We start from the raw sequence: 24,054 nt of genomic DNA on the forward strand, positions 1-24,054 counted from the left end.
CAGAAATTAGTAGTTGCTTAATTTTTTTTGAGTTTAAAATCGACTTTTTATTCATCAAAATGAAGTTTTTTACCTTGAATTTTGGTTGCGCAAGTTACGCAACAAAATATAAATTTCAAAGGCCGTATTTAAGAAATATATGTAAAAAAAATCAGCAACAAAAATATACCTGTTTAGCTTGTTTTTAAGGATGAAAATGAGCGCGAAAACCAGGCATGCCAGTATTTTAAAAACAGTTGCGGCCAAAAACATTTGGGTGCCTTTTTCGGCATCCATTTGCTGGCCTGTTAATACCGCTATAACCACAACCAACGTAAGGCCCGAAAGAAAAAAGAATACCAGCCAAAAATGTGGGATCAATAAGCTGGCATACCCATTATTAGCTAGTATATATGGAGGAACTGCTAAAACAATAACAAATAATATAAAAAATAATATGTGGCGCAGCAATTTCATTTTTTTATTGATTTGATTACTATATACAATGAAATAAATACACCAATAAGCGATAACAGTGCTGTTACCCATTTAGTGTGATGGTTGGTTGCCATATCAATTTTATACCCGGCAAATGCAAAAATGCCAATAATAGCTATCATTTGAAAAGCAATACCTGTAAATTTAGCTAAGCTACTTCTTTCGTTTTCGCTATCTGATTCATTTTCTTCCATCCGCAAATTTATTAAATCCTATTGCATAATGTTTACTAAATTAGCAATGCTTTTATAATCCCACTTTGAATTTGAGGCACATCTGTATATCCATTGTAAATAAGCAAGTTACCTTTTTAGGATTAGTATTATTACTACTAGCCGCAGGCTGCTCTTTTGAAAGGCAGACCGGTTTTAACCGTACAATGCAAAATTTAACCGCGCATTATAATATATTATATAATGCCAACGAGTTGCTACGCCAAAAACAAGAGACTTATACCGGCACTTATATTGATCAGTATAACAATATATTGAGCGTTTACCAGGATACCGTAGCCCACGGTACCGCGCTTGATAAAGAGCTGGATGCCGCCATATTTAAAGCCAACACTATTATAAACGAAAAAGAGCAAAGCAAATACGTTGCCGATGCTTACCTGGTTTTAGGCAAGGCAAATTTTTTATATGGCAAGTATTTTGACGCGGTCGAGTTTTTTAGCTATGTCATCCGCTCGTTCCCGAAACAACTTAGCTTGACACAGGAAGCAGCCTCATGGAAAGTACGGGCCTTATTATATTTAGATAACCAAAAGGAAGCTAAGCTAACGCTTGATTCGGCTTTTGCTAAAGTCGACCCTAAAAAGCACATAACCGCCGAGTTGTATGCCGCCGCTCTGCAATATGATATCAATACCAAAAACTATGTTGACGCAGAAGCTTCCGCTAAAAAAGCAATATTGTATACAAAGGACGGCAGCCAAAAACTACGCTGGACCTTTATACTGGGACAATTACAGGAACTGAACCGGGAAAATAAGGATGCCCTGGTAAATTATACCCGTATAGTAAAAAGCAACGCATCGTTCGAGATGGCTTTTAATGCCAACCTAAACCGCATACGTATAGAGGATATGCGCAACGGCGTTAAACTTAACCGTACCGCTCTTTTGTTATCTTTATTAAAGGATGAGAACAATGTTGATTTTAACGACCAGGTATATTTCCAGGTGGCCGAGATCTATGCCGCTAACAAGGATATTAATAACGCTTTAAAATATTACAGGCTATCGGCACACAGCAGTTTAAAAAATCAAAATCAAAAGGGATTATCCTACCTGCGTATTGCCGATATTGACTTTAACACCAAAGCCGATTATGTTAATGCTAAAAAGTATTATGATAGCACGCTTACCAACCTGTCTACCAATTATCCCGGCTATCAAACCATTCTAAAGAAAGCCAATAACCTGCAATTGCTGGTTGATAAACTACAAATAATTGCCCGCGAAGACACCTTGCAAGCCCTGGCTACAATGGACGAGAAAACGCGTTCGGCTGCTATTGATGCTATGGTAACTGCACAAACCTTACAACAAAATGCTGTTATCGCCAGCAATAATGCCATCGCGGCGACAAACAACACGTATAATAATACCAATGCTGCCACCCCTACCGGGAAAGCCGCAACAGGCAGCAGTTTTTACTTTTATAACACTGCCGCGGTAAGCCAGGGATATACCGAATTTAAACGCCGCTGGGGCGATAGGAAATTGGAAGATAACTGGCGCAGGGCAAATAAAAGTGGCGGTACCAGTGTCAATAACCCTAACGCATCGCCGGCCATAAACGCTATTACCGATCCTGACGCGCTGCCTACTGATATGCGCAAGAGCAAAACTGATGTGTCTGCAGGTGGTTACAGGCAAAGTCTGTTACAGAATGTACCGGTTACGCCTTTGTTGCTGGCTCAATCAAACATACGTATTTATAATGCTTATTTAGATATAGCCAATTTTTACCGCGATATTTTGGAGGATAAGAAAGAAGCTATAGCCAACTACGAGCTGCTTTTAACTAAATATCCAGACGATACCAATAAAGCGCCTATATATTATAGCCTGTACAGATTATATAGTGATATGGATGTTGCTAAATCAACAGGCTATAAAAACAAGTTATTGAAAGAATATCCCGAAACTGTTTTTGCCAAAGTAATTATAGATCCTGATTACAGTAAAAAACTGGATGATAATGATTCGCGGTTTAATGAGGCTTATAATACTGTGTACGATCTGTATCGCCAGAAAAATTATCCCCAGGTTATAAGCCATACTGATAGTTTACTAAAGCAATATCCCGGCAATAAACTACTGGCACAATTATATTATTTAAGGGTAATAGCTTCGGGGCATTTAGAAAAAGTGGCACCCTTCCGCGCCGAGCTACAGCAAATAGCGGCTACTTATCCTAACGATCAATTAATAACGCCATTGGTTAAGCAACACTTAGCTTATGTTGATGCCAATACTGCCGAGCTATCTGCACAAACCTTTGCTATTATGAGTACGGATACAGCTGGTGCACTATTTACGCCACCTGTCGAATATCAAAAAGACGCGGTATATAACCGTGGCCGCACTTTTGCACAGGTGCAGGTATTTGAAAAACCCGCTGTTAAACAGGCGCCCGTAGTTGTTAAAGAAAAACCGGTTGAAAAAGTTGTATCTATCATATTCACCAATCGCGACAGCACCAACTATTATTTTGTGATAAATGTGAACATCGGCACAACAGATCTCTCCTCGTCACGTTTTGGGATTGGGCAGTTTAACCGTGCAAATTTTCAGGCAAATACCATAAGGCACCAGCTTAAAAATGTAGGGACCGATAACCAGCTGATATATGTTGGCCGTTTCCGTAGCTTTGCCTGGGCAAAAAATTACGCTACTGCAATTATCAAGTTGATGCCGCAGATAATGAAGGTACCGAGTGATAAATACAGTTTTTTTATCATAACACAAGAAAATCTGGATAAATTAGCCGATAAGAAATTATTGGATGATTATATTAATTATTATCAACAAACTCTATTAAAGTAATGATCGTTAAATTATCGCCGCAGGATATAAAAAGATACAACTGGTACATCTGGAGGTTTTTTATAGGCTGTTTTGCATTTGTAGTGATACTAATAGGCCTTACCACGTTTGGTGTGTTTGGCCCACTCCCATCTCTGCGTGATCTGGAGAACCCAAAAAGCGACCAGGCATCAGCGATCATATCGTCTGATAAACAGGTTATAGGTAAATATTATTTCAAAAACCGCTCGAGCGTAAATTTTAAAGACATTTCGCCCAATGCAATTAACGCGCTGATAGCTAAAGAAGATAACCATTTCTACTCGCACTCTGGTGTTGATTTTTGGCGTACATTCTCTATTATACCCTATAATTTAATTGGTAAAAAACAAGGAGCCAGTACTATTACCCAACAATTGGCTTTAAATCTTTTTTCTGATACAAAGCGAGCGCACAACCCCATCAAACGTATCATCCAAAAATTGCAGGAACTAATAATTGCTGTACGTATTGAAAAACATTACACCAAGCAAGAGATCATTACCATGTATTTAAACACGGTTGATTTTGGGTCGAATACATTTGGTATAAGCTCGGCAGCGCAAACCTATTTTAATACGACGGCTGCTAACCTAACGCCCGATCAGGCTGCCACGTTGATACAAATGCTTACCGCGCCTACAAAAAACTCGCCGGTTAGGCACCCTGACAGGGCGCTTAATAACCGTAACTTTGTATTGAACCGTATGGTTAGCGAGGGCTATTTAAACGGCGGCCAGGCAGCAGAATACAAAGCTAAACCATTAGGTATTGATTACCACCAGGTAGATCATAACGAAGGCTTAGCGCCCTATTTTAGGGCTGTATTAAAAGATGATATTAAAAAAATACTGACAACGGTTAACAAAGCCGATGGCACTCCTTATGACATTGACCGCGATGGCTTAAAAATATATACTACCATTAATGCTTCCATGCAAGAGTATGCAGAAGCGGCGCAACGCGAATGGATGCGCGACCTGCAAAACCAATTTAATAGCCAGTGGAAAGGCGTTAAACTATCAGATAAAATAAAAAATTACAAGTTACTAATAGACCAGGGTATTCATCAATCAGACCGTTACCGCGAGCTGAAAGCCGAAGGACAATCAGAAGAAGAAATCATTAATAATTTTAATACACCCGATAACCTTAATCTATTTACCTGGAGGGGTAATATTGATACCGTAATGAAACCGATAGACTCTATAGTTTATTGCAAAATGCTATTACGCAATGCCGTTATGAGTATGGACCCAACTACAGGGTATGTTAAGGCATGGGTAGGCGGTATTAATTTTGAACATTTTAAGTATGACCAGGTAAAGGTTGGCGCACGCCAGGTTGGATCAACCGCTAAACCTTTTACTTACGCGGTGGCTATAAACAATGGATACTCGCCATGTTTTCAGGTTGAAAATGTGCCGGTGACGATATCCGGTTATGGCGGTCAGGATTGGACGCCTGGTTCATCGCCACTGGAGACCTTACCCGGAATGGTAACTTTGCGCGCCGCGCTGGCACACTCGCAAAACTGGGTTACAGCATATTTGATGAAAGAGCTAACCCCCGAGCCTGTAGCCGAATTGATAAAGAAAATGGGTATCCATAATAACGTACCTGCGTATCCAAGTATTTGTTTAGGTGTATTTGATGCTACGGTTATGGATATGACGGCGGCTTACTCTGTATTTGCCAATCATGGCGTATGGACAGAGCCTACCTATTTACTACGCATTGAAGATAAAAACGGTAACGAAATATACAACTACACCCCTAAAGTTAAACAGGTAATGAATGAGCAGGATGCCTATGTAATGGTTGATATGCTAAAGAGTGTTGTTGATATGAGCGGCGCTACCGGTAACAGGCTGCGCTGGAAATATAATTTCACCAATCCAATCGGAGGTAAAACAGGTACTACGTCTGACAATTCTGACGGTTGGTTTATTGGCATAACCCCTAAATTGGTTACCGGCGTATGGACAGGCTGCGAAAACCGCGATTTCCATTTCCGTACAACGCATATGGGCGAAGGCTCTAATTCGGCGTTACCAATATTTGCACTGTATCTTAAAAAGGTTTATGCCGATCAATCATTAGGCATCAAAAAGAATATCGATTTTGAGTTACCTAAAAAAGGCTTAACCTCTGTTTTAGATTGTAATGTTTACAGCCAGCAGCAAAAGGGCACTAATGAGGTGGAGAAGAAGCTAAGTTTTTAACTTAGTTCATATAATAAATACCCGCGCGTCATTGCAGGAACGAAGCAATCTCTTCACTCGCTAATCAATGTCCGTAGTGTTGGTTAGTACGTAATAAATATCTGCATAGGGATGAAATTTATCACATTGACTGTCTGTTGCAGAGATTGCTTCATTCCTCGCAATGACGTAGTTATATAGAAAATGGAGAAATTCGATTATCGTGCTGCATTAAAAAACATCCCCCATAAACCCGGGGTTTACCAGTATTGGAACGAGGAGAAGGAGCTGATCTATATTGGTAAAGCTAAAGACCTACGTAACCGGGTTACGTCTTATTTTAATAAGGATACCAACGTAAATGCCAAAACACGGGTGCTGGTATCAAAGATCCGCGACATAACGTTTACTATTGTTGATACCGAGGTGGATGCCTGGCTATTGGAGAATAGCCTTATTAAAAAACACCAGCCACGCTATAACGTAATGCTCAAGGATGATAAAACATATCCCTGGATCATTATTAAAAATGAAAAATTCCCCCGCATATTCTGGACAAGGCGCATAGTTAAAGATGGCTCAAAATATTTAGGACCTTATGCGTCTGTTAGTATGATGCACGCTATTTTAGGGTTGATAAAAGAAACCTACCCCCTGCGCACCTGCAACCTTGCGCTTACCCGGCAAAACATTGATGCAGGCAAATTTAAGGTTTGTTTAGAGTACCAGTTAGGTAATTGCAAGGGCCCTTGCCAAAACTACCAAACCGAGGACGATTACGATAACAGCATTGAAGAAATAAAGGATATCCTTAACGGTAAAATTGGCGCGGTACTGCGTAAAATGAAAACCGAAATGGATAATGCTATATCCGGCATGAACTATGAGCTGGCGCACCGGCTAAAACGTAAGTTCGAGCTGCTGGAAAATTACCAAAGCAAGTCAACCGTAGTCAACTCGTCCATTACGGATGTGGATGTGTTCAGCATCGCGTCCGAAGAGAAGATAGCTTTTGTTAACTTTTTAAAGGTAATGAACGGCACCATCATCCAAACGCAAACCATCGAATTAAAGAAACGGCTTGACGAAAGTGATGAAGAATTACTGGAACTGGCCATAATTGAATTTAGGAGCAGATACAACAGCGATTCTAAAGAGATCATCGTCCCCTTTAAGATAGACCTGGCAGACACTACTTTAAAATTTACCGTACCCAAGTTGGGCGAGAAGCGAAAGCTACTTGACCTGTCGCAAAAAAATGTGCAGTTCTTTAAAAAAGAACGTATAGATCAATACGAAAAACTAAATCCCGAGATACGCACCGAGCGCCTGCTTACCCAAATGATGAAGGACCTGCGCATGAACCAACTGCCGCGGCATATTGAGTGCTTTGATAACTCCAATTTTCAGGGTAAGTATCCGGTATCGGCAATTGTGGTGTTTAGGGATGGTAAGCCGTCCAAGAAAGATTATCGGCACTTTAACGTAAAAACCGTTGTCGGGCCTGATGATTTTGCCACCATGGAAGAAGCCGTTTTAAGGCGTTATAAGCGGGTTTTGGAGGAGAATACAGGCTTGCCGCAATTGATAGTAATTGACGGCGGCAAGGGCCAGCTATCATCGGCTATGAAAAGTTTAAAGCTGCTGGGGATAGAAAAGCAAGTTACCATTATCGGCATAGCCAAACGCCTGGAAGAACTATATTATCCCGGCGACCAGTACCCCATGTACCTTGATAAAAAATCTGAAACATTAAAGGTTATACAGTATTTGCGCGATGAAGCGCACCGTTTTGGTATAACCTTCCATCGTAAAAAACGGGATAAGGGCACACTGGCTACCGAGCTTGAATTGATTGAAGGCATAGGCAAAACCACTGCCGAAAAGCTACTTAAATACTTTAAATCAGTTAAAAAGATACGTGAGGCAAATGCCGAAACTTTGCAGGAGGTAGTAAACGGCAAACAGGCCAATGCGATAATAGAATATTTTGGCGGCAGCGGGTTAGATACAAACTAAATGTCATTTCGCGCAAACATGCAACCCAACAACATTTATAAAACAAAAAGCCTCACGATATGATCGCGAGGCTTTGTTATATTTTTACAGGTAACTAATCTCTAATCACCAATTAACTAATCACTAAATTAATACTGCCACAAATTAAGTTCCCAATCCATCAAAGATTTCTTGATCCGTTCAGATTCGTACAGACGATCTATACCGATGGCGTAGTCTTTAATACGTTCATCTTTATCGTTTGATACTTTTACTACATAGCCATGAAACAATCGTTTTAGGAATACATCATCAAAGCTTAGGTCGGTAGCATCGTTATTGCGGTTAAAAGCTTCTTTTGTAACCAATACCTGGCGAGCGGCCGGGAAATATATCCAGAATGCCGGTTGATAATCAAGCGCCAAATTTGCACCATCTACTTTTTGCTTGATCATTGGCGCTATACCAATAATGCGCGGCTCCCATACAGAACGTTGTTTATCAAATACCCAATCCTCTTTAATACGGAACTTTACAATGCTATCCGGTTGGAAATCGCCGGCCACCATTTTGGAACCGGTTTTTTCGCCTGTTTTTTTATCAATAACATTTACCACAGCGCTATCAGCCATTTTAGCTTTTGCTTTATCGGCTGTTAATGGGGTGGCAAAGCTATCACCATTAGGATCATTTTTAGTAGGCAGCGGGTCGTAAGCAGTTAACTCGCCTGCTGCAATGGCATCCATTAATACATCAATTAACCTTGATTTTGGAGAGCCTAAATAAGCGTTAACTTTTTCGCGCAGGTCAATTTCTTCCCAAACACGTTTTGAATATACTACGTCCGATTCGCGCAGGTTAGCATAAGGCGTTACCTTGTTATGCTCGATATTGTTTTTTTTGTAGTAACCATCCAAAGGCCTGTCAAACGGTTTAGCCGGATCGGCAGTTATAGGCACGTCAGTTATCTTCTTGCTGGTATCAACCGTTGATGATTGTTTATTAGAAGCCGGGTTAATAGCAGGTTGTGTTGCCACACGTTGTTTTACGGTTTGTTTTTTAGTTGCCGGTGTCTTCTTTTTAGTTTGTGCGAAAGATGCTACACAAGCTAAACAAAGTACAACTAATAAAATTCTCTTTTTCATACGCTTCTAATTTGCAAATAACACTATATTATCTAAATTTCGCTGTGTGCCGTCAGGCCCCACGGCAATAATTTCTTTAAACACTACGGTCGATCCTGCCGTTATGCCGTTCAACACCGTATGCATGGCGCTGGTTAGCTGGTTGCCTGTACCCGAAAAACTTAATGGGTCCTGGCGCGGCTTTATTACTAATAATGTAAAACGTGTAACATTAAACCTGGCATCAAACTCAAAATTATCCAGTTTAGCAAACACCGCGTCCTGCGATTTGATGTTGGCCGAACTGGTTGTTCCACCTGATTTACCCGCAAACTCCGCCTTTGGATCAGGTATACGTTTTACACGGAATAAAGTTGACCCTAAGGCCATAACTTTTCCTTTTGATACCTCGCCCGATACATTAACTGTAGCTGTACCGGTGGTTGTAACAGTAGCAATATAACCATTGCCTGACGGTGTAATGCTACCACCTGTCATGCTTACTCTTAAGTCCTTTTTAGCTATACCGGGGGCCGATACCGATACCGGGTTGGGCACACCAATATATAATACATTCATTTTATCAGGCGACACTACTGCCGATGGACGCGCCACGGTATAAGTTTGCGGCTGTGTTTTGTATTCAGTTATTTTACCTGTATTGTCTTTAACGCTAATAGTTCCTATCCAGGTATGCACGCCTTCACTTGCTGTGCTCCCACTATATTTGCCACGGCCTGCTTCTGTAGGCACCCTGCTACCATCAACCGAAATTGATGGTGAAGATTTAGAATCAGACGCAGTTAAAAATACTTCAGCGGTGTAAGGTTGTCCAACTAAAACATAACTTGTTGGTGCAACCGCCACTGCCGAAAACTGATCCAGATTAACTACGGCCTGATCTACTTCACCCAATATTTTTTTGACAACCTCATTCTCGGCATTTTTTGAATCCGATTGTATTTTTATAAATGCGGTCATCGCTGCTCCCATCGGTACCCCCTCACCAAAATTGGCCTGCTCCCACGATTTATTAGGGAACCCCTTTCTATGAACAGGAGGTATTGTAGTTAAAGATAATTTAACACCAACCCTGTCTTTTGCCGGCAATAATGCCAATAAAGCTTCACGGGTTTGATTTATTTTTTTTGACAAGTCGAAAGCATTTTTTCTTCTGTCAACCATCAGATCAACAGATGCATCCAAATTATCTCTGCCTTTGTAATCGTTTGTTGCCTCATCAAAGCCACCAGTTTCCTCAACCAATTTACTTTTTAATGATTCAACATAAGTATTCAAATCATCTGTCAATTTACTTGCTTGTTTGGCCCTGTCATAAATAGGCTTTGCCCTATCAGGTTGCTCCTTTAATTTTGTTTTTTCAAAAGCGTTAAAAGTATTATCAATACCTACCTGCACATTTGCTTTTGAAGCCGTTAAACTGTTGCTAATGTTTTTAAAAGCGTCAAGCAAGTTTTCAGGAACCTCAAGAGCAATAAGACCAAGCAATACCAGGTATAATATACCCATCATCCGCTGCCTTGGGGTTTGTTTACCTCCAGCCATTTGTTATATATCTTGTTTTGTATTGTTCAAAATTTGGTTAATTTGCCCAATTATGCCTGGCGGGGCGGCTGGTTCATTGCTGTTAACATATTGCCGTAAATAGAATTTAACGATGATAAGTTTCTAGCTAATCGGCCCACTTCTTCTTTAAACTGTTTAGAGTCTTCTAACGATTCATTAAAGTTGTTCATGGTTAATGATAAGTTTTGGTAAAACTTATTCATTGATTTTAAATGCGCGCTTGAATCTTGCAGCTCCAACTCATAAACCGCATTTAATGCTGATAGATTTTTAGCCAAATTGTTTACCTGGTCATGATATGCTTTCGAATCAACATTAGTATTAGCCAACTCCATTAAATTGCCTGATGCTTTCTCAAACGATAAGGTTAAGTTATCATAGCTTTGTGTAGCAGCCTTAACTTTTTGCGTAAACGCGATGGTAGCTTCGCCGGCATCGGTAACTTTAGATATACTATTAACTTTATCGCCAAAAGTTCTTAAACCATCGGCAAGACTGCCAATCAGTTCAGGACCAATTTTAGCTTCTTCCAGCATTTTATCTAAAGCAGCTGTGGTTGATACACCACCGCCAATTGCTTTTGTTGATGCCTTTGGTAATTCGCCATTAAAATCATGTGCTAATTCCGGATAAGCTCTTGTCCAGTCTATCTCTACTTCCTCACGCTGAAATCCGAGTATGAAAAACAAAATAGCTTCTGCCCCTAGTCCAAGGGTTATAAATAAGCCGCCGTTTGGCCAATGCTGGATTTTAAATAATAACCCAACAATAACCACTGTTGCACCCCAGGATACAACATTATTAATTCCCCATGGTTGTTTCTTACCTGTACCTGCCATAAAATTCTATTATATTATTTTTAAGTTTTTGGATTATTAATTAGCGCTTGTCTCTTAAGTCGCGACCCTGGAAGTGTGTTACACAACGAAAACCGATATATGATTTAGCGCTATCCTGGTACTCATAACTACGTGATGAGTTTTGAAGAAAATATCCAACATCTTTCCATGAACCACCACGTACAACTTTACGTTTCATTACTTCGGCATCATTCTTTTTAGCATTATAATTAAAGGTAGGTGCCAAATCATTCACAAACGTTGATGCCGAGGGATCAAATGCAGATTGTGTCCACTCTGCAACGTTACCGGCCATATTATACAGGCCATAATCATTAGGAAAATAAGATTTTACTTTTACGGTATAAGTACCGCCATCGTCCGAGTAATTACCACGGCCTGGTTTAAAGTTTGCCAGTAAGCAGCCTTTAGCATTTTTAATATATGGGCCACCCCATGGATAATCAGTACCTATCCTACCACCACGTGCAGCATACTCAAACTCATTCTCTGTAGGCAATACATAAGGTGATCGGTGTGGTAAACGGCGTGAATCTTTATAAGAATTATTATAACGTGTACGCCATACGGTAAACGCGGTAGCCTGTCTCCAGGTTACACCTACTACCGGGTAATCTCTAAATGATGGATGTGAGAAATAGCCTTCAACCATTGGCTCATTGGCCGCATACGAAAAATCACTTAACCAAACCAGGGTATCGGGATAAACCGGTACGGTATCACGTTCTATAAAGTCTGATCGTTTCTTATTTTTATCGTTTTTATAGCGTGCTGCTTCGTTTAGGTCTATATTAGAATAGTTGTATTTTAACACTCTAACGTCTAATTCGTTACGGTCAAACACACGGTCATCGCCCTGGTAAAACATGCCTTGTAACTTAGCTGCATTAGCATTTGGCGCTTTTTTGCTACCACCGGCACCCCAAATAGGATATCTTTTTGCATAGGCCCAGTTAATGTATTTTTTGCCTGAAGGATTTGGCGCTGCTGCTGCTCCTTTTCCGGTTGGCGCGCCTATATAATATTTAGGATCATTTAAATAGGAGGTAATGGCTATCGAGTCGCGAACCCAGTTGACAAACTGCCTGTACTGGCTGTTTGATATTTCTGTTTGATCCATGAAGAAAGCGGGTATAGTAACCTGTTTGGTTTGGGCTATCTGGGCAAAGGTAATATCCTGATCGGTTTGCCCCATTAAAAAGGTACCGCTTGGCACATAAACCATATTATAGGGTATGGGGTCTGCAAACACCTTGGCCTTAGCCCCCAATATCTCGCCTTGGTCTCCTTTATGGCATCCGCTTAGTGCCGCTGTACCTAAAATTGCTATTAAAAAGTATATCTGCTTCATTTTTTACAAATCAAAATCAGGCTATAAAAATATAACACAAAATGACCCCCGAATATATAAAATTTGCTACCCAATATCAAAAAATGTTTTTATAATTAAAAATAACATCTTTTAAACTGCAAGGCAAATTAATTAACGAATGAACAAATTGGTATATACTCCCAAATCCCTTTAAATTAACTAGTTATAAACTATAAGTATTTACTTATCGCTTATACGGCAAAATAAGGAAAAAGTTGCAGACTAGATTAAAAATTACTAAAAAGCTATTTATTTACCTGCTTGCAGTATTGCTCGATAGCCATTGTCATGGATGGAGCGGCAGGAGTGGGTGCCGGAATATCTAAAATTAACCCAGCTTCAAGTACTGCTTTATGGGTTGTTGCACCAAAAGCCGCTATGCGGGTATTGTTTTGTTTAAAATCCGGAAAGTTTTTATATAATGATTGGATGCTTGACGGGCTAAAGAAGGCTATGATATCATAAAAAACTTCGGCCAGGTCGCTCAGGTCACTGCAAACTGTGCGGAATAATACAGCTGGTGTGAAGTTGTAGCCATTCTCTAACAAAAAACGCTGGGTTTCTTCGGCAGCTACATCAGAGCATGGATAAAGAAACTTCTCGTTCGAATGTTTTTTAAGCACTTCGGCCAGGTCGGTAGCTGTTTGTTTACCAAAAAAGATCTTTCTTTTACGGTATTGAATATATTTTTGAAGGTATAAAGCAATAGTTTCAGACAGGCAGAAATACTTCATTTCTACAGGCACTTCAAAACGCATCTCTTCGCATATCCTAAAGAAATGATCGGCCGAGTTACGGCTGGTAAATATAACAGCTGTAAAATCTGCAAGGTTAATTTTATCCTTGCGGAAATCTTTAGCCGGCACACCTTCAACATGGATAAATGACCTGAAATCAATTTTCAGATTATGCTTCTTTGCCAGCTCTGTGTATGGATTTTTATCGTTTTCGGGCTTTGCTAAAGTAACCAATATACTTTTCACCTTTTTCTTTCTTTCTTCCAAATCGCTAAGTATAAAACCTAAAAAATTATATATTCAATGCTTTAATTAATATCAAAATGGGGCAAATTTCGAGGGCACAAAGATAGACAAATAAATAAAATTTATGAAATCGAAAATTAGAAATAATATTAACACTGCTGCGCAAGTAAAGCCAGGTAAAAATTATTACTATTAATATCAACGCGACTATAAGCAAAGGCTTTATAAATACAGCCGCCAGTAAGCTAAAACATACGGTAACGGGCAAAAACACAAACGCTATATTGAAATAAGTTAAGTAAAGTATTGACACATACTCTGTTACCAGTTTTTGTATATCAAAAACAAACCCTACAAACTTTAGAACCAGGAACTTAACAGCAAACAGCAACAAAATTATCAGCATCAGCGAAATAAATAGCCTGAAACCACTTATACTGTAATAGATCCCTTTATAGGATGCCAGCTGGTACAAAAACAAGCCAAATGTTAAGCCAAACAATAAAAACAAGCCTACAAATGCCCAGAAATTTATCTGTGTATCATCTTTACTTGCCTGCACCAGCGCGCGTTTACTATAAAAAGACAGGAACACGTTTTTAATATCCTTATTTAAAGCAATGTTTAATATAGCGGTGTATAACAGCAGCCCTATAATTATTATAATGATCCATTGATCGCGGGTTTGGCGCGTGTGGCCGGTGCGTAACGTGCTTTTTGCTTTATAGGGGATATCCAGAAACCCGTTGCCGTGATATAAGTGCTCGCGCAAGTATTGCCGGGCGGCCTGGGCACTTAGTGTAGAGTCGGGATATTTGATGTATTGAAAAGCGATAGAATCTTCGACAAACTTTTTGCGGGCTGCAGTTGCCATTATAACCGAATCAAGCACCTGCATACCGCCTGATTGGGCGGGGGTAATAACTGTATGGCCGCGAACCGTTGTATCTACCTGTGCGTAGCCGGCAAAGCAGCCAACAACCATTAACAGGAAACACCAAACAATAAAACGCATATTAATAAGCAGGGTTAATATGCTGCAAAAATACCCGAATTATTGGTTGTTTATAGGTTAAGTGTTAAAAAATAGTATGGCAGGGGCTCACCCGGCCTACGCTTCGCTGGACCACCCTCTCTTTCGCAAGTGGGAAAGAGGGTTTTTGTATGATAAATTATTTAGATAGTTTATTGGGGATGACTGAGGTGGTTGGCTGCCTTAATGATTTTTTAGCTAAAAAAGCTGCTAACTGCTCTATTTTATCAGTGCCGATAATATCAGCGCCGAAGGCAATCTGGGTATCCCATGATTCGGGCAAATCAGGTCCACCCCAAAATCTAACTAGTTTGCCGGTATTGGTGTGCACACTGTCTACTGTTTTTAGTAAACGTTTCCTATCGGCTTCAGGGATAGCGCCAACGCCTTTCCATTTAGACCATTTTTCAAAATTAAGGCTTACCTGCCCTACTCTGTCCCATTCGGCCTGAGTATGCGGATAAACTAAATCGTCATCAAACCATAATATGGATGGATAATCTTTATAGTTTGCAGGTATCGGCCTGTTTCCGCTGATCAGGATTTTCAACCGGCCATAAGGGTTCTCTTTGCTCAATAAATAGGGTTTAAGCGGTTTTAGCTCTTTTATCAGTTTGGGCAATAGTTTTCTATAGTCTTCCTTATCATCTATTAAAAGGCAAAGGCGGCGGGTGGTATCTTTGCGCAGGGCGTATAAAACAGGTTCGAGGTACATGCCTTTTAAAGTACGCTCCGGCTCTAAAGCTTTATCGCTATGCGATACCAGCAGTTTGCCATCAACCAAAAATATATCCGCTTCGATAGAGTTAAAGCCGTTATAAAATGCCTTGTAAAACGGTGTATTGTTGGCATAATCGTTATGCGAATGTGTATACCTGGCTTGTGCAAATGCGTTGCCGGTAATGAAAAACAACAACGGTAATAGTAATAGATGAGCCTTAAATTTCATGGTGATAAAACTAGTATATTTTGATATAACTTCTAAACTATTTTATCTGCATACTCATTACCGCCAAACTAAGCGCCGCCATATCGCCAATATTTTCACCCAGTCCGGCAGGTACTATCTTACAAACATTTCTGGCTCCAATGTAGGCTTCGCGCTCAATTACCTGCATCATGCGGGTATCTAACAATGATCTTGCACGTCCGTAAATACTCCCCATAATAATTACTTCGGGATTAAGGATATCTATCAGTAAAGACAATCCTCTGCCCAGAAACTCGGCGCAGGTGTTATAAATATCAAGCGCCAATTCATCACCATTATGCGCTGCTTCGGCAACAATTTTGGCGGTTAGTTTACCAAGATCATCCAGGCTATTGCAAAAACTCACTTTCTCGCCTATCTGCAAACGCTCACGTACTTTGATCTGCGCCAGTTGCGCTATACCACCACCACTACAGTAACCCTCAAAAGATCCTGCCTTACCGAAGCCCACAGGCCCCATATCGGCTAAACGTAAGTGGCCAACCTCACCGGCAAAATCAGACGTCCCGGAATAGAGCTGCCCGTTCAGGATCAGCCCTGCCCCCATGCCCGTGCCGAAAGTTAAAAATATCACATTTTCATAGCCCTGCCCAGCGCCATATTTCCACTCGGCAACGGCGCAGGCATTGGCATCGTTTTGCAGCAAGGCGTTCCTGCCGAATCGCTTTTCGGTCATTTCAACCATGGAGATATTATCCCAGCCCGGTAAATTTGGAGGCGATAATATCAAACCCTTTTTACTGCTTAACGGGCCACCGCAGCTTATGCCTATACCATCCAATTGATTATTTGAAACGGTATGTTTTGCCAATAACTCTTCGGCAGCCTTAAACAATGTTTCAATCATTTCATAAGCAGGGCCGGTAGTTGGTAGCACCACTTTATCGATAATTTCGATAGAATCATCGTCCAATACCTTACCTATAACCACGGCGCATTTAGTACCGCCAATATCAAAACCTAATAGCATATCTAACTAGTCTTCTTTAAGTGGACTGATCTTAATTGATTTAAACTTCACATTACCGTGCTTGGCATAAAACCAAAGGTAGCCCCCCTTTTGCTCGGGCACACGGTTAACAATACAGCGTTTGCCGCCAACAGAAACGTCTATCAAATCGTCCTTCATAATAATATCGATCTTAACGGGTTTGTCCAGTCCATCAACTGCCCTTATCATGGTATTACCCAACCAAACGGTTTTATCCGTTGGCGAGAAGTTTAGGCGATAAGCACGGTCAGCGTCCTGGTCTGATCGTAAATATAAACCATAATCGGCGGTTAGTGTAGCCGGATCAATTTCTAATGTTATACGGCAATTTGCAGGTACATTTTCCAGGTGAGCCGAACCTACGCCGCTAACCGTATTAATCACCATGTTTTTCATCGCGTCCATTTTACTATCAACATCGGTTTTAAAATTAAGGTTCAGCGGTGCGCCACTTTCGGGGATCATCTCTATAGGAAAGCTTGTTGACAACGTACCATCAAGCTCTTGTTTAAGTTCGCGGAATATCATATTACCGCCAAATCGTTCGCCTTCATTATCGCGGTTTTGGTTTCGGCTGGGTATCCACGCGCCTTCTATCCTACGTCCATTTTTAAAGGCCGCGGTTTTAGCCACGTTTGTCCACGACTCGTTAAGCGCCTGGTATTTAGGCTCCTGCCATGGGCCATATGGCTTACGCGATTGCACATAATAAGTATCGCCGTTATCACCATACACGAGGTAATACCAGCCATTCCACAAGAAGTAATCAGAACATTCAGGCACAGACCCCTGGCCCGTTAGTACCGGGTCAAGAACGGTCCAGTTTTTAAGATCCTTTGATACCATGTGCACCAGCGCGCCGCCTGCATGGCGCAATACGGGGTTTTCTTTCGAACTGGAAACGAATAGATGAAACTCACCGGTCTTTTCATCGACAAAAACTTTAGGGTCCCTAAAATCGCGCTTGCTATAACCCGGTGCCGATGTATAAAACGGGTTAGGCTTTTGTTTATCAAAGTGGATGCCGTCATTACTGATGGCGTAGCTTAATTGCTCGTTTATCTTGCCGTCATTAATTAATCGCGTAGCATAAAAAGCGTAGTATTTATTTTTGTAGAAGACGATGGAGCCGGTGCAGATAGATTTTTCCCACGGCTCATCAATTCCTAAAACAATGGGTTCCTGTTTCCAGGTTTTCAGATCAGTAGTAGTACTTAGCGCCCATTGGTGTCCGCCCAACCCACCCAAACTGGCATGATGTGCCGAATCTAACAACCAGTACATAGAGAACACGCCGTCCTTATAAAACGGCATGCAATCGCCCACAAATAAATTGCCTTTGGGCCGCCAGTATTGCAGGTTTTTGGTGCTTTGGATGGCAGGGTCATATTTAACGCCTAGTTTTTGCGCTTTTAGACCGATGCTGGCCAGGATAAAAGGTATTAGTAATAGGTATTTTTTCATTATGGTGATTTTTCAATTGATTATAAATTATGATAAAGCGTTTAAAGCTCTCTCGGTGTACCGCCTTTGCGCCAATGTTCCTCTATTTCTTCTAATGATTTACCTTTAGTTTCGGGGATATAATACCGGCCCCAAAACATACCTACCAGGCAAACACCCGAGTAAAGAAAGAACGTGCCCGATATCCCCAACGAGTTAACCAGTTTAAAAAATGTAAACGCAACAATGGCGTTAAAACCCCAATGAGATAAAGAACCAATACTCATACCTACACCACGAACATTTAGCGGGAAAACTTCGGATATCAACAACCAACCCAACGGGGCAAGGCTTATGGCGATAAATATGATATAACAAACTATACTTAACACCGCGAAAACAGGCAGGCTTGCGCCTAATGCTTCTTTAAAATGGAAGCAGATACCCAGCAATGCCAACGACGGGATCATGCCCCAGATACCAATCATGTAAAGTTTACGACGGCCAACTTTATCGAGTAAAATCACCGAAACAAAACAGGCTAAAACATTTACTGTACCGATGATAATGGCCGGCACAATAGACGCTGTATTACTAACTATCCCCGCCATTTTAAAGATGATGGGCGAATAATAAATGATGGTATTCACTCCGGAAAATTGCTGAAAGAAAAATATACCCACCGTAATTATCAATGCAGGGCGCAGCCAGGGTTTTAGTATTTCGCTACCGTTGGTTTTATTTTCTTTGGTTAGCTCAATGTCGCGCCTCAGGTCGGTTAAGGTTTGTTGGATCAGGTCAGCGTCCTCAACCCTGTTCAGCACTGCTTCACCTTCTGCCCACCGGTTTTTACTGATAAGCCAGCGTGGTGTTTCGGGTAAAAAGAACATGCCTATTAATAATATCAGCGCAGGGAATAATCCTACAAAAAACATCCATCGCCATGATTCCAAATTAGCATCGTTACCCAACGCATAATCTGTTATGTACGATACCAGGATACCAATAGTGATCATTAACTGGTTAAGCGTTACCATTGCGCCCCTGCGCCGGGTTGGCGCAATCTCGGCAATATACATGGGTACTACATACGATGTAATACCAATGGCTATACCAATAATAACCCGCATCACCATTAAAAACACAATGCTATGCGCATAGGTACAGCCCACTGCCCCTACGGCAAAAATAATGGCGTTAATAATGATCATTTTTTTACGGCCCAGGTAGTCTGACAATTTGCCGCTGCTGATGGCACCTAATACCGCGCCTACAAGCACGGTAGTTGTTATCCATTCAAGGCTCGAGTCGCCAAGTTTCCAATACTCTTTCATAAACGGCAACGCGCCGGATATTACCCCGGTATCAAAACCAAATAGCAGCCCGCCCGTAGCAGCCACTATGGAAATGAGTAAGACGTTAGATCTTATTTTTGTTGGTTTCATTATTTTATTTTTAAGTATATATAGTTGGTTTCTATAATTAGTTTAAAGTGTTCTCAAAAAATTACTCCTTACATGATTGCCCGATTATCAGTTCAGACGAAAGGCTTATCTGCTTACTTATTTTATTATAATTAATTAACTCAAGCAAGGTATCTACCGCCTTTTGCCCCATCTCTTCTAACGGTTGTCTTAAATGAGTTATCGGGCTATAAAACAATTCAAAAGCTTCCGATTCATCAAAGCTCAATACAGATATATCTTGCGGCACTTTCGCTTTAATTTTATTAAGATATTTTAACCCGTTTATAGCCAGTGTATCTGTCGCGAAAAATACCGCATCGCAGGGTTCTTTTAAATTCAATATACTATCTAAGGCCTGTTGGATATCTCCTGCTCTATTCGCACTATTTATTTGTTGCAACCAGTCTGACTTAAAAACTATATCATGATCTTTCAACGCTGCCAGGTATCCGCGATCACGTTCCTGCAAATGGAACATAGTGGTAGCATAATTAAAAAACGCAATACGGTTATGCCCCTGCTTAATTAAATACGCAGTAGCGGTATAGGCCGCTTTATAATTATCAAGCGCGATATGGTTAGTTGTTATTTCGGGGAAATTTCTGTCGATTAGCACAAATGGAATCTCTGCTTTTTGCAGCATTTTTATCTGATCTTGCGAGTTTTCAACCGGCACCAATATCAGGCCGTCAACCTGGCGGTTTATCAGTACATTAACCAGCTCGGCAAAAGTATTTTCGTTTTCGTTCGAGCTGCCAAACAGCACCGTGTAGTTTGCTTTTTTTGCTTCAGCCTCGATGGCGCGGGTAATGCCGGTACTAAAACGATAATTAATATCGGCCACCACCAACCCAATGGTATGGGTTTTATGCATTTTAAGGCTTTTTGCTATTTGGTTGGGGCGATAGTTAAGCAGCTCGGCAGCGGCTTTTATTTTTTGGGCGTTTTCTTTGCTTACCTGTTTAATTTCGGCCTGCCCGTTTAGCACGTAAGACACCAGGGCGATAGATACACCCACATGCTCCGCAATATCCTTGAGGCCTACTTTTTTCATTAAGATTTACTAATTGGTTAAACCAAAGCTATCACTTTAAACGATTAAAGCAAATGAAAAATTAAATTTATGGTGGTTATAGAAATAATGCGGATTGCCGCCTGCTGCTCCATTAACTATATTTTATAATACACTATCTTTGAGTACGACCACAATATATAAACTACAAACTTTTAAGAACCACAATGAAAAAACTGCTTAAAGTTATGCTGACAGCCCTGTGCTTATTCATAGGGGTAAACAAAATTTTTGCTGATGGCGATATCAAGATCATCAGCCCCGATAAGCAGCTTTCTGTTATAGTTTTTGTAGCACCCGATGGCAGACTGACCTATTCTATCCAAAATAAAAATACACAACTAGTGGAGCCATCGCCCTTAGGTATAACAGTTGATGATATTGACTTAGGTTATGGGGCAAAAATAACTGCTAAACCAATTTTAAGTAAAATTGATGAAAGCTACCCTATTCTTGGGAACCACGCCACAGCAAGGAACCAAGCGAATGAGGCGGAGATCCCACTTGAAACAGTAGGGCGCTCATTCAAATTAATAGTGCGTGTTTATAATGATGGTGTTGCTATGCGTTATACCATCCCCGAAGGATCAAAAAAAATAAACGGTGAGTCTACTTCGTGGAACCTGCCGGCAAAAGCAAACAAGTTGGCATGGTCTGGGTTTAACAGTGCTTATGAGGAGCTGAGCCATGTTACAACGTTGGAAAATGTGCCGCAGGATACCACGATCATGGGCCCTATAACCCTTGAAGTTGCTGGTAATTACCTTTCAATTGCTGAAGCCGATTGTGAAAATTTTTCAGACATGGCCTTTGTGCGTCATGGTACAACATTTAAAGCCAACTTTCCTTTTGCAAAAAAAGGCTGGGATATTAAAAACAGGACTGATAACCGGTCAACATTTTTAAACGGGACATATAAAGGTCAAAACGTATCACCATGGCGAACAACAATGATCGCCGGTAATTTAACCTATTTGATAAATTCTGATCTCTTAATGAATTTATGCCCTCCGCCTGCTAAAGATCAGGATTTTAGCTGGGTAAACCCCGGCCGGTGTATGTGGCAATGGTGGAGCGTGGGTAGCCCCGTTTATGAGGATCAGAAAAACTGGTATGACGCGGCAGTAAAATTAAAATGGGAATACTATTTAGTTGACGATGGCTGGCGCACCTGGACGGCTCCCGGCAAGGACCAATGGGCGCTACTTGCCGAGGTGATTGCCTATGGCAAAAGCGTTGGCGTAAAATCAATTGTTTGGGTGGACTCTAAAGAAATGCGCGAAGGCGAAAAACGACGTGCCTACCTGGAAAAGATAAAAGCGTTAGGTGCTACCGGGATAAAAATAGATTTCGTTCCGCCTGCTACCGCTGATATTATGCAATGGTACATGGGCGCGTTGCAGGATTGTGCCGAATTAAAATTAATGGTAAACTTTCATGGCAGTGTTAAGCCAACCGGCCTGCGCCGCACTTATCCAAATGATATTACCCGCGAGGCTGTCCGCGGTAATGAATGGCACATGACCAGGTACAAACGGGTAGAACCATTTGAGCAGGATGTATCCCTGCCTTTTACCCGGTTCATGGCCGGTGCTGCTGATATTACCCCCGTGATGTTAGATCCGGAGCAACTAACATCCACCAAATTTACCTGGGCTCATGAGTTTGCGCAGGCCATTGTATATCTATCTCCTATAACACACTTTGCCGATCAGTATAAATTTTATTTGGAAAGCCCAATGTTTGATCTGTTCCAGCAAATACCTACCGTTTGGGACGAGACAAAAGTATTGCCGGCCACAGAAATGGGCGAGGTAGTTGCCTATGCCCGCCGTAAAGGTGATACCTGGTGGATAGGTGTAATGAACGGCGCTACCGAACGGGAAATAAAGATTCCCTTAGATTTTCTTAAAAAGCCGACAAAGGCAACTTTGATATATGATGACCAGGCTACCAATACTGCTGTTAACAGGCAGGAGAAAACGCTTGCGAGTAAGGATACGTTAACCATAAAGTTAGCGCCGGGCGGTGGTTTTGTGGGGCGGTTTTAGAATTTAATATCTGTAAAAGAATAAGAAATTTATAATTGCGCTTACCTTTGCGGCATGGCCGGTATCTACCTACATATTCCTTTTTGCAAACAAGCCTGTCATTACTGCGACTTCCATTTCAGCACATCTCTAAAATATAAGGATGAGCTATTGCAATCGCTGGTAAAAGAGATCCAGCTGCAAAAAAACTACCTGCTAAATGATACTATCGAGACCATTTATTTTGGCGGAGGCACACCATCAATTTTAGAAGCCGGCGATATTAATTTATTGCTGGATACCATTACCGGCTTGCATACGGTAACTGCCGATGCCGAGATTACCTTAGAAGCTAACCCTGATGATCTGGACAAAGCTAAGCTACAAGCATTGCGCCAAACGCCGGTTAACCGTTTCAGTATAGGTATACAATCTTTTTTTGATGACGACCTGCAATGGATGAACCGTGTGCATCGCGCCAATGAGGCAGAGGCATCGGTTAAACGGGCGCAGGATAGCGGGTTTGAAAACATAACTGTCGACCTGATCTATGGCTACCCCTTGCTTACTGAACAAAAATGGAAGCATAACCTTCATAAAGTTTTTGAGCTGGATGTACCGCACATATCGGCTTATTCTATGACGGTGGAGCCGCAAACCGCGCTGGCATCTTTCATCCGCAATAAAAAACAACCTGCTATGAACGAGCAGCAAAGCGCCGAACAGTTTAACCTGCTGATGGCCGCAATGGCAGAAAAAGGCTTTGAGCATTACGAAATATCCAACTTTTGCAAACCGGGACAGTACAGCAGGCATAATTCTAATTACTGGCATGGAGTAAAGTACCTGGGGATAGGCCCATCGGCACACTCTTATAACGGCCAGGCCCGGCAGTGGAATATTGCCAATAACGCAAAATATATTCAATCTATACAAACTAGTACCCTGCCTGCCGAAACGGAACAACTGACCGAAAACAACCGCCTGAACGAGTATATCATGACCTCGTTACGTACCATTTGGGGCCTTGATCTGGATAAGTTAAACGCTATTGCCGCGACATCATCCAATGTACTGATGAGCGAAGCCCAGCCTTTTTTAGAAAAGGAGTGGATCATGAAAAAAGACAATAAAATTTACCTTACCCAAACCGGTAAATTATACGCCGATCATATAGCTGGCGAGCTGTTTTTTTAAGCTATTTATACTTAAATAGCTCATTTTTCAGGGGCACGTACTTACGCAGATAATTTAGTTTCGGTTTAAAAAAAACAACAACTGATAGCTATGCGATTTTAAAAACCGTCCTTTAAAACCCGCCGTATCTTCCAACAAATAGCTTTAAAAAAA

The 24,054-nt window shown here is 41.1% G+C and carries 18 protein-coding genes; 5 read left to right on the plus strand and 13 right to left on the minus strand.

Translation table 11 applies throughout. The features are described from left to right. Positions 1 to 69 precede the first annotated feature (69 nt). Positions 70 to 456 (minus strand): hypothetical protein, encoded by a 387-nt coding sequence (locus JWQ34_RS02370; protein ID WP_299353345.1) that lies wholly within the window; start codon positions 454 to 456, stop codon positions 70 to 72. After that, the gene (locus JWQ34_RS02375; RefSeq protein ID WP_299353348.1) at positions 453 to 671 is read right to left on the minus strand and encodes an AtpZ/AtpI family protein; all 219 of its coding nucleotides are present in this window, start codon (positions 669 to 671) and stop codon (positions 453 to 455) included. The genes JWQ34_RS02370 and JWQ34_RS02375 overlap by 4 nt, the downstream gene beginning before the upstream one ends. A 185-nt stretch (positions 672 to 856) precedes the next feature. On the opposite strand from JWQ34_RS02375, the gene JWQ34_RS02380 reads away from it, so the two are divergent. The 3 genes from JWQ34_RS02380 to uvrC all read left to right on the plus strand — a co-directional run bounded on the left by JWQ34_RS02380 (position 857) and on the right by uvrC (position 7,773). Further along, positions 857 to 3,532, plus strand: a complete 2,676-nt coding sequence (locus JWQ34_RS02380) for a tetratricopeptide repeat protein (protein ID WP_299353350.1) — start codon at positions 857 to 859, stop codon at positions 3,530 to 3,532. Beyond that, positions 3,532 to 5,775 (plus strand): transglycosylase domain-containing protein, encoded by a 2,244-nt coding sequence (locus JWQ34_RS02385; RefSeq protein WP_299353352.1) that lies wholly within the window; start codon positions 3,532 to 3,534, stop codon positions 5,773 to 5,775. The genes JWQ34_RS02380 and JWQ34_RS02385 overlap by 1 nt, the downstream gene beginning before the upstream one ends. A 183-nt stretch (positions 5,776 to 5,958) precedes the next feature. Continuing rightward, positions 5,959 to 7,773 carry an excinuclease ABC subunit UvrC gene (uvrC, locus tag JWQ34_RS02390; protein ID WP_299353355.1) on the plus strand — a complete coding sequence of 605 codons (1,815 nt, stop codon included), beginning with the start codon at positions 5,959 to 5,961 and terminating at the stop codon, positions 7,771 to 7,773. Positions 7,774 to 7,901: 128 nt separating this feature from the next. Here the strand turns inward: uvrC and gldN are convergent, their stop codons facing one another. From gldN to JWQ34_RS02445, 11 genes are all read right to left on the minus strand, one after another. Next, positions 7,902 to 8,897 (minus strand): gliding motility protein GldN, encoded by a 996-nt coding sequence (gene gldN, locus JWQ34_RS02395; protein ID WP_299353357.1) that lies wholly within the window; start codon positions 8,895 to 8,897, stop codon positions 7,902 to 7,904. A 6-nt stretch (positions 8,898 to 8,903) separates the two neighbouring features. Continuing rightward, positions 8,904 to 10,442, minus strand: a complete 1,539-nt coding sequence (gldM, locus tag JWQ34_RS02400; protein ID WP_299353359.1) for a gliding motility protein GldM — start codon at positions 10,440 to 10,442, stop codon at positions 8,904 to 8,906. Positions 10,443 to 10,492: 50 nt separating this feature from the next. After that, a complete protein-coding gene (gldL, locus tag JWQ34_RS02405) occupies positions 10,493 to 11,302 on the minus strand; it encodes a gliding motility protein GldL (RefSeq protein ID WP_299353362.1) in 810 nt (269 codons plus the stop codon). Between the two features lie 40 nt (positions 11,303 to 11,342). Next, positions 11,343 to 12,674, minus strand: a complete 1,332-nt coding sequence (locus JWQ34_RS02410; RefSeq protein WP_299353365.1) for an SUMF1/EgtB/PvdO family nonheme iron enzyme — start codon at positions 12,672 to 12,674, stop codon at positions 11,343 to 11,345. A gap of 266 nt (positions 12,675 to 12,940) precedes the next feature. Next, positions 12,941 to 13,699 carry a uroporphyrinogen-III synthase gene (locus JWQ34_RS02415; protein WP_299353368.1) on the minus strand — a complete coding sequence of 253 codons (759 nt, stop codon included), beginning with the start codon at positions 13,697 to 13,699 and terminating at the stop codon, positions 12,941 to 12,943. 25 nt (positions 13,700 to 13,724) lie between these two features. Beyond that, positions 13,725 to 14,693, minus strand: coding sequence for a DUF4271 domain-containing protein (locus JWQ34_RS02420; protein WP_299353371.1), 969 nt, complete (start codon positions 14,691 to 14,693; stop codon positions 13,725 to 13,727). A 157-nt stretch (positions 14,694 to 14,850) separates the two neighbouring features. Continuing rightward, positions 14,851 to 15,660: a hypothetical protein gene (locus tag JWQ34_RS02425; protein ID WP_299353374.1), complete on the minus strand. Its 810-nt coding sequence runs from the start codon at positions 15,658 to 15,660 to the stop codon at positions 14,851 to 14,853. 37 nt (positions 15,661 to 15,697) lie between these two features. Continuing rightward, positions 15,698 to 16,672: an ROK family protein gene (locus JWQ34_RS02430; RefSeq protein WP_299353377.1), complete on the minus strand. Its 975-nt coding sequence runs from the start codon at positions 16,670 to 16,672 to the stop codon at positions 15,698 to 15,700. A 6-nt stretch (positions 16,673 to 16,678) separates the two neighbouring features. Further along, complete coding sequence (locus tag JWQ34_RS02435) at positions 16,679 to 18,157, minus strand: family 43 glycosylhydrolase (protein ID WP_299353380.1); 1,479 nt, start codon at positions 18,155 to 18,157, stop codon at positions 16,679 to 16,681. A 41-nt stretch (positions 18,158 to 18,198) separates the two neighbouring features. Continuing rightward, the gene (locus JWQ34_RS02440) at positions 18,199 to 19,581 is read right to left on the minus strand and encodes a sugar porter family MFS transporter (protein ID WP_299353383.1); all 1,383 of its coding nucleotides are present in this window, start codon (positions 19,579 to 19,581) and stop codon (positions 18,199 to 18,201) included. A gap of 61 nt (positions 19,582 to 19,642) precedes the next feature. After that, positions 19,643 to 20,656: a LacI family DNA-binding transcriptional regulator gene (locus JWQ34_RS02445; protein ID WP_299353386.1), complete on the minus strand. Its 1,014-nt coding sequence runs from the start codon at positions 20,654 to 20,656 to the stop codon at positions 19,643 to 19,645. Between the two features lie 185 nt (positions 20,657 to 20,841). On the opposite strand from JWQ34_RS02445, the gene JWQ34_RS02450 reads away from it, so the two are divergent. Next, positions 20,842 to 22,725 carry a glycoside hydrolase family 97 protein gene (locus tag JWQ34_RS02450; protein WP_299353389.1) on the plus strand — a complete coding sequence of 628 codons (1,884 nt, stop codon included), beginning with the start codon at positions 20,842 to 20,844 and terminating at the stop codon, positions 22,723 to 22,725. Positions 22,726 to 22,779: 54 nt separating this feature from the next. Further along, the gene (gene hemW, locus JWQ34_RS02455) at positions 22,780 to 23,901 is read left to right on the plus strand and encodes a radical SAM family heme chaperone HemW (protein ID WP_299353392.1); all 1,122 of its coding nucleotides are present in this window, start codon (positions 22,780 to 22,782) and stop codon (positions 23,899 to 23,901) included. The last annotated feature ends 153 nt before the right edge of the window (positions 23,902 to 24,054 follow it).

This window comes from Mucilaginibacter sp., assembly GCF_028288185.1.
Classification (GTDB): Bacteria; Bacteroidota; Bacteroidia; order Sphingobacteriales; family Sphingobacteriaceae; genus Mucilaginibacter.

Excerpts from the sequence above, each read along its gene's own strand:
- gldN (WP_299353357.1), bottom strand. The coding sequence starts at position 8,897 with ATGAAAAAGAGAATTTTATTAGTTGTACTTTGTTTAGCTTGTGTAGCA.
- JWQ34_RS02445 (WP_299353386.1), bottom strand. The coding sequence starts at position 20,656 with ATGAAAAAAGTAGGCCTCAAGGATATTGCGGAGCATGTGGGTGTATCT.
- hemW (WP_299353392.1), top strand. The coding sequence starts at position 22,780 with ATGGCCGGTATCTACCTACATATTCCTTTTTGCAAACAAGCCTGTCAT.
- JWQ34_RS02440 (WP_299353383.1), bottom strand. The coding sequence starts at position 19,581 with ATGAAACCAACAAAAATAAGATCTAACGTCTTACTCATTTCCATAGTG.
- JWQ34_RS02430 (WP_299353377.1), bottom strand. The coding sequence starts at position 16,672 with ATGCTATTAGGTTTTGATATTGGCGGTACTAAATGCGCCGTGGTTATA.
- JWQ34_RS02450 (WP_299353389.1), top strand. The coding sequence starts at position 20,842 with ATGAAAAAACTGCTTAAAGTTATGCTGACAGCCCTGTGCTTATTCATA.
- gldM (WP_299353359.1), bottom strand. The coding sequence starts at position 10,442 with ATGGCTGGAGGTAAACAAACCCCAAGGCAGCGGATGATGGGTATATTA.
- JWQ34_RS02385 (WP_299353352.1), top strand. The coding sequence starts at position 3,532 with ATGATCGTTAAATTATCGCCGCAGGATATAAAAAGATACAACTGGTAC.
- gldL (WP_299353362.1), bottom strand. The coding sequence starts at position 11,302 with ATGGCAGGTACAGGTAAGAAACAACCATGGGGAATTAATAATGTTGTA.
- JWQ34_RS02370 (WP_299353345.1), bottom strand. The coding sequence starts at position 456 with ATGAAATTGCTGCGCCACATATTATTTTTTATATTATTTGTTATTGTT.
- uvrC (WP_299353355.1), top strand. The coding sequence starts at position 5,959 with ATGGAGAAATTCGATTATCGTGCTGCATTAAAAAACATCCCCCATAAA.
- JWQ34_RS02425 (WP_299353374.1), bottom strand. The coding sequence starts at position 15,660 with ATGAAATTTAAGGCTCATCTATTACTATTACCGTTGTTGTTTTTCATT.
- JWQ34_RS02410 (WP_299353365.1), bottom strand. The coding sequence starts at position 12,674 with ATGAAGCAGATATACTTTTTAATAGCAATTTTAGGTACAGCGGCACTA.
- JWQ34_RS02375 (WP_299353348.1), bottom strand. The coding sequence starts at position 671 with ATGGAAGAAAATGAATCAGATAGCGAAAACGAAAGAAGTAGCTTAGCT.
- JWQ34_RS02420 (WP_299353371.1), bottom strand. The coding sequence starts at position 14,693 with ATGCGTTTTATTGTTTGGTGTTTCCTGTTAATGGTTGTTGGCTGCTTT.
- JWQ34_RS02435 (WP_299353380.1), bottom strand. The coding sequence starts at position 18,157 with ATGAAAAAATACCTATTACTAATACCTTTTATCCTGGCCAGCATCGGT.
- JWQ34_RS02380 (WP_299353350.1), top strand. The coding sequence starts at position 857 with ATGCAAAATTTAACCGCGCATTATAATATATTATATAATGCCAACGAG.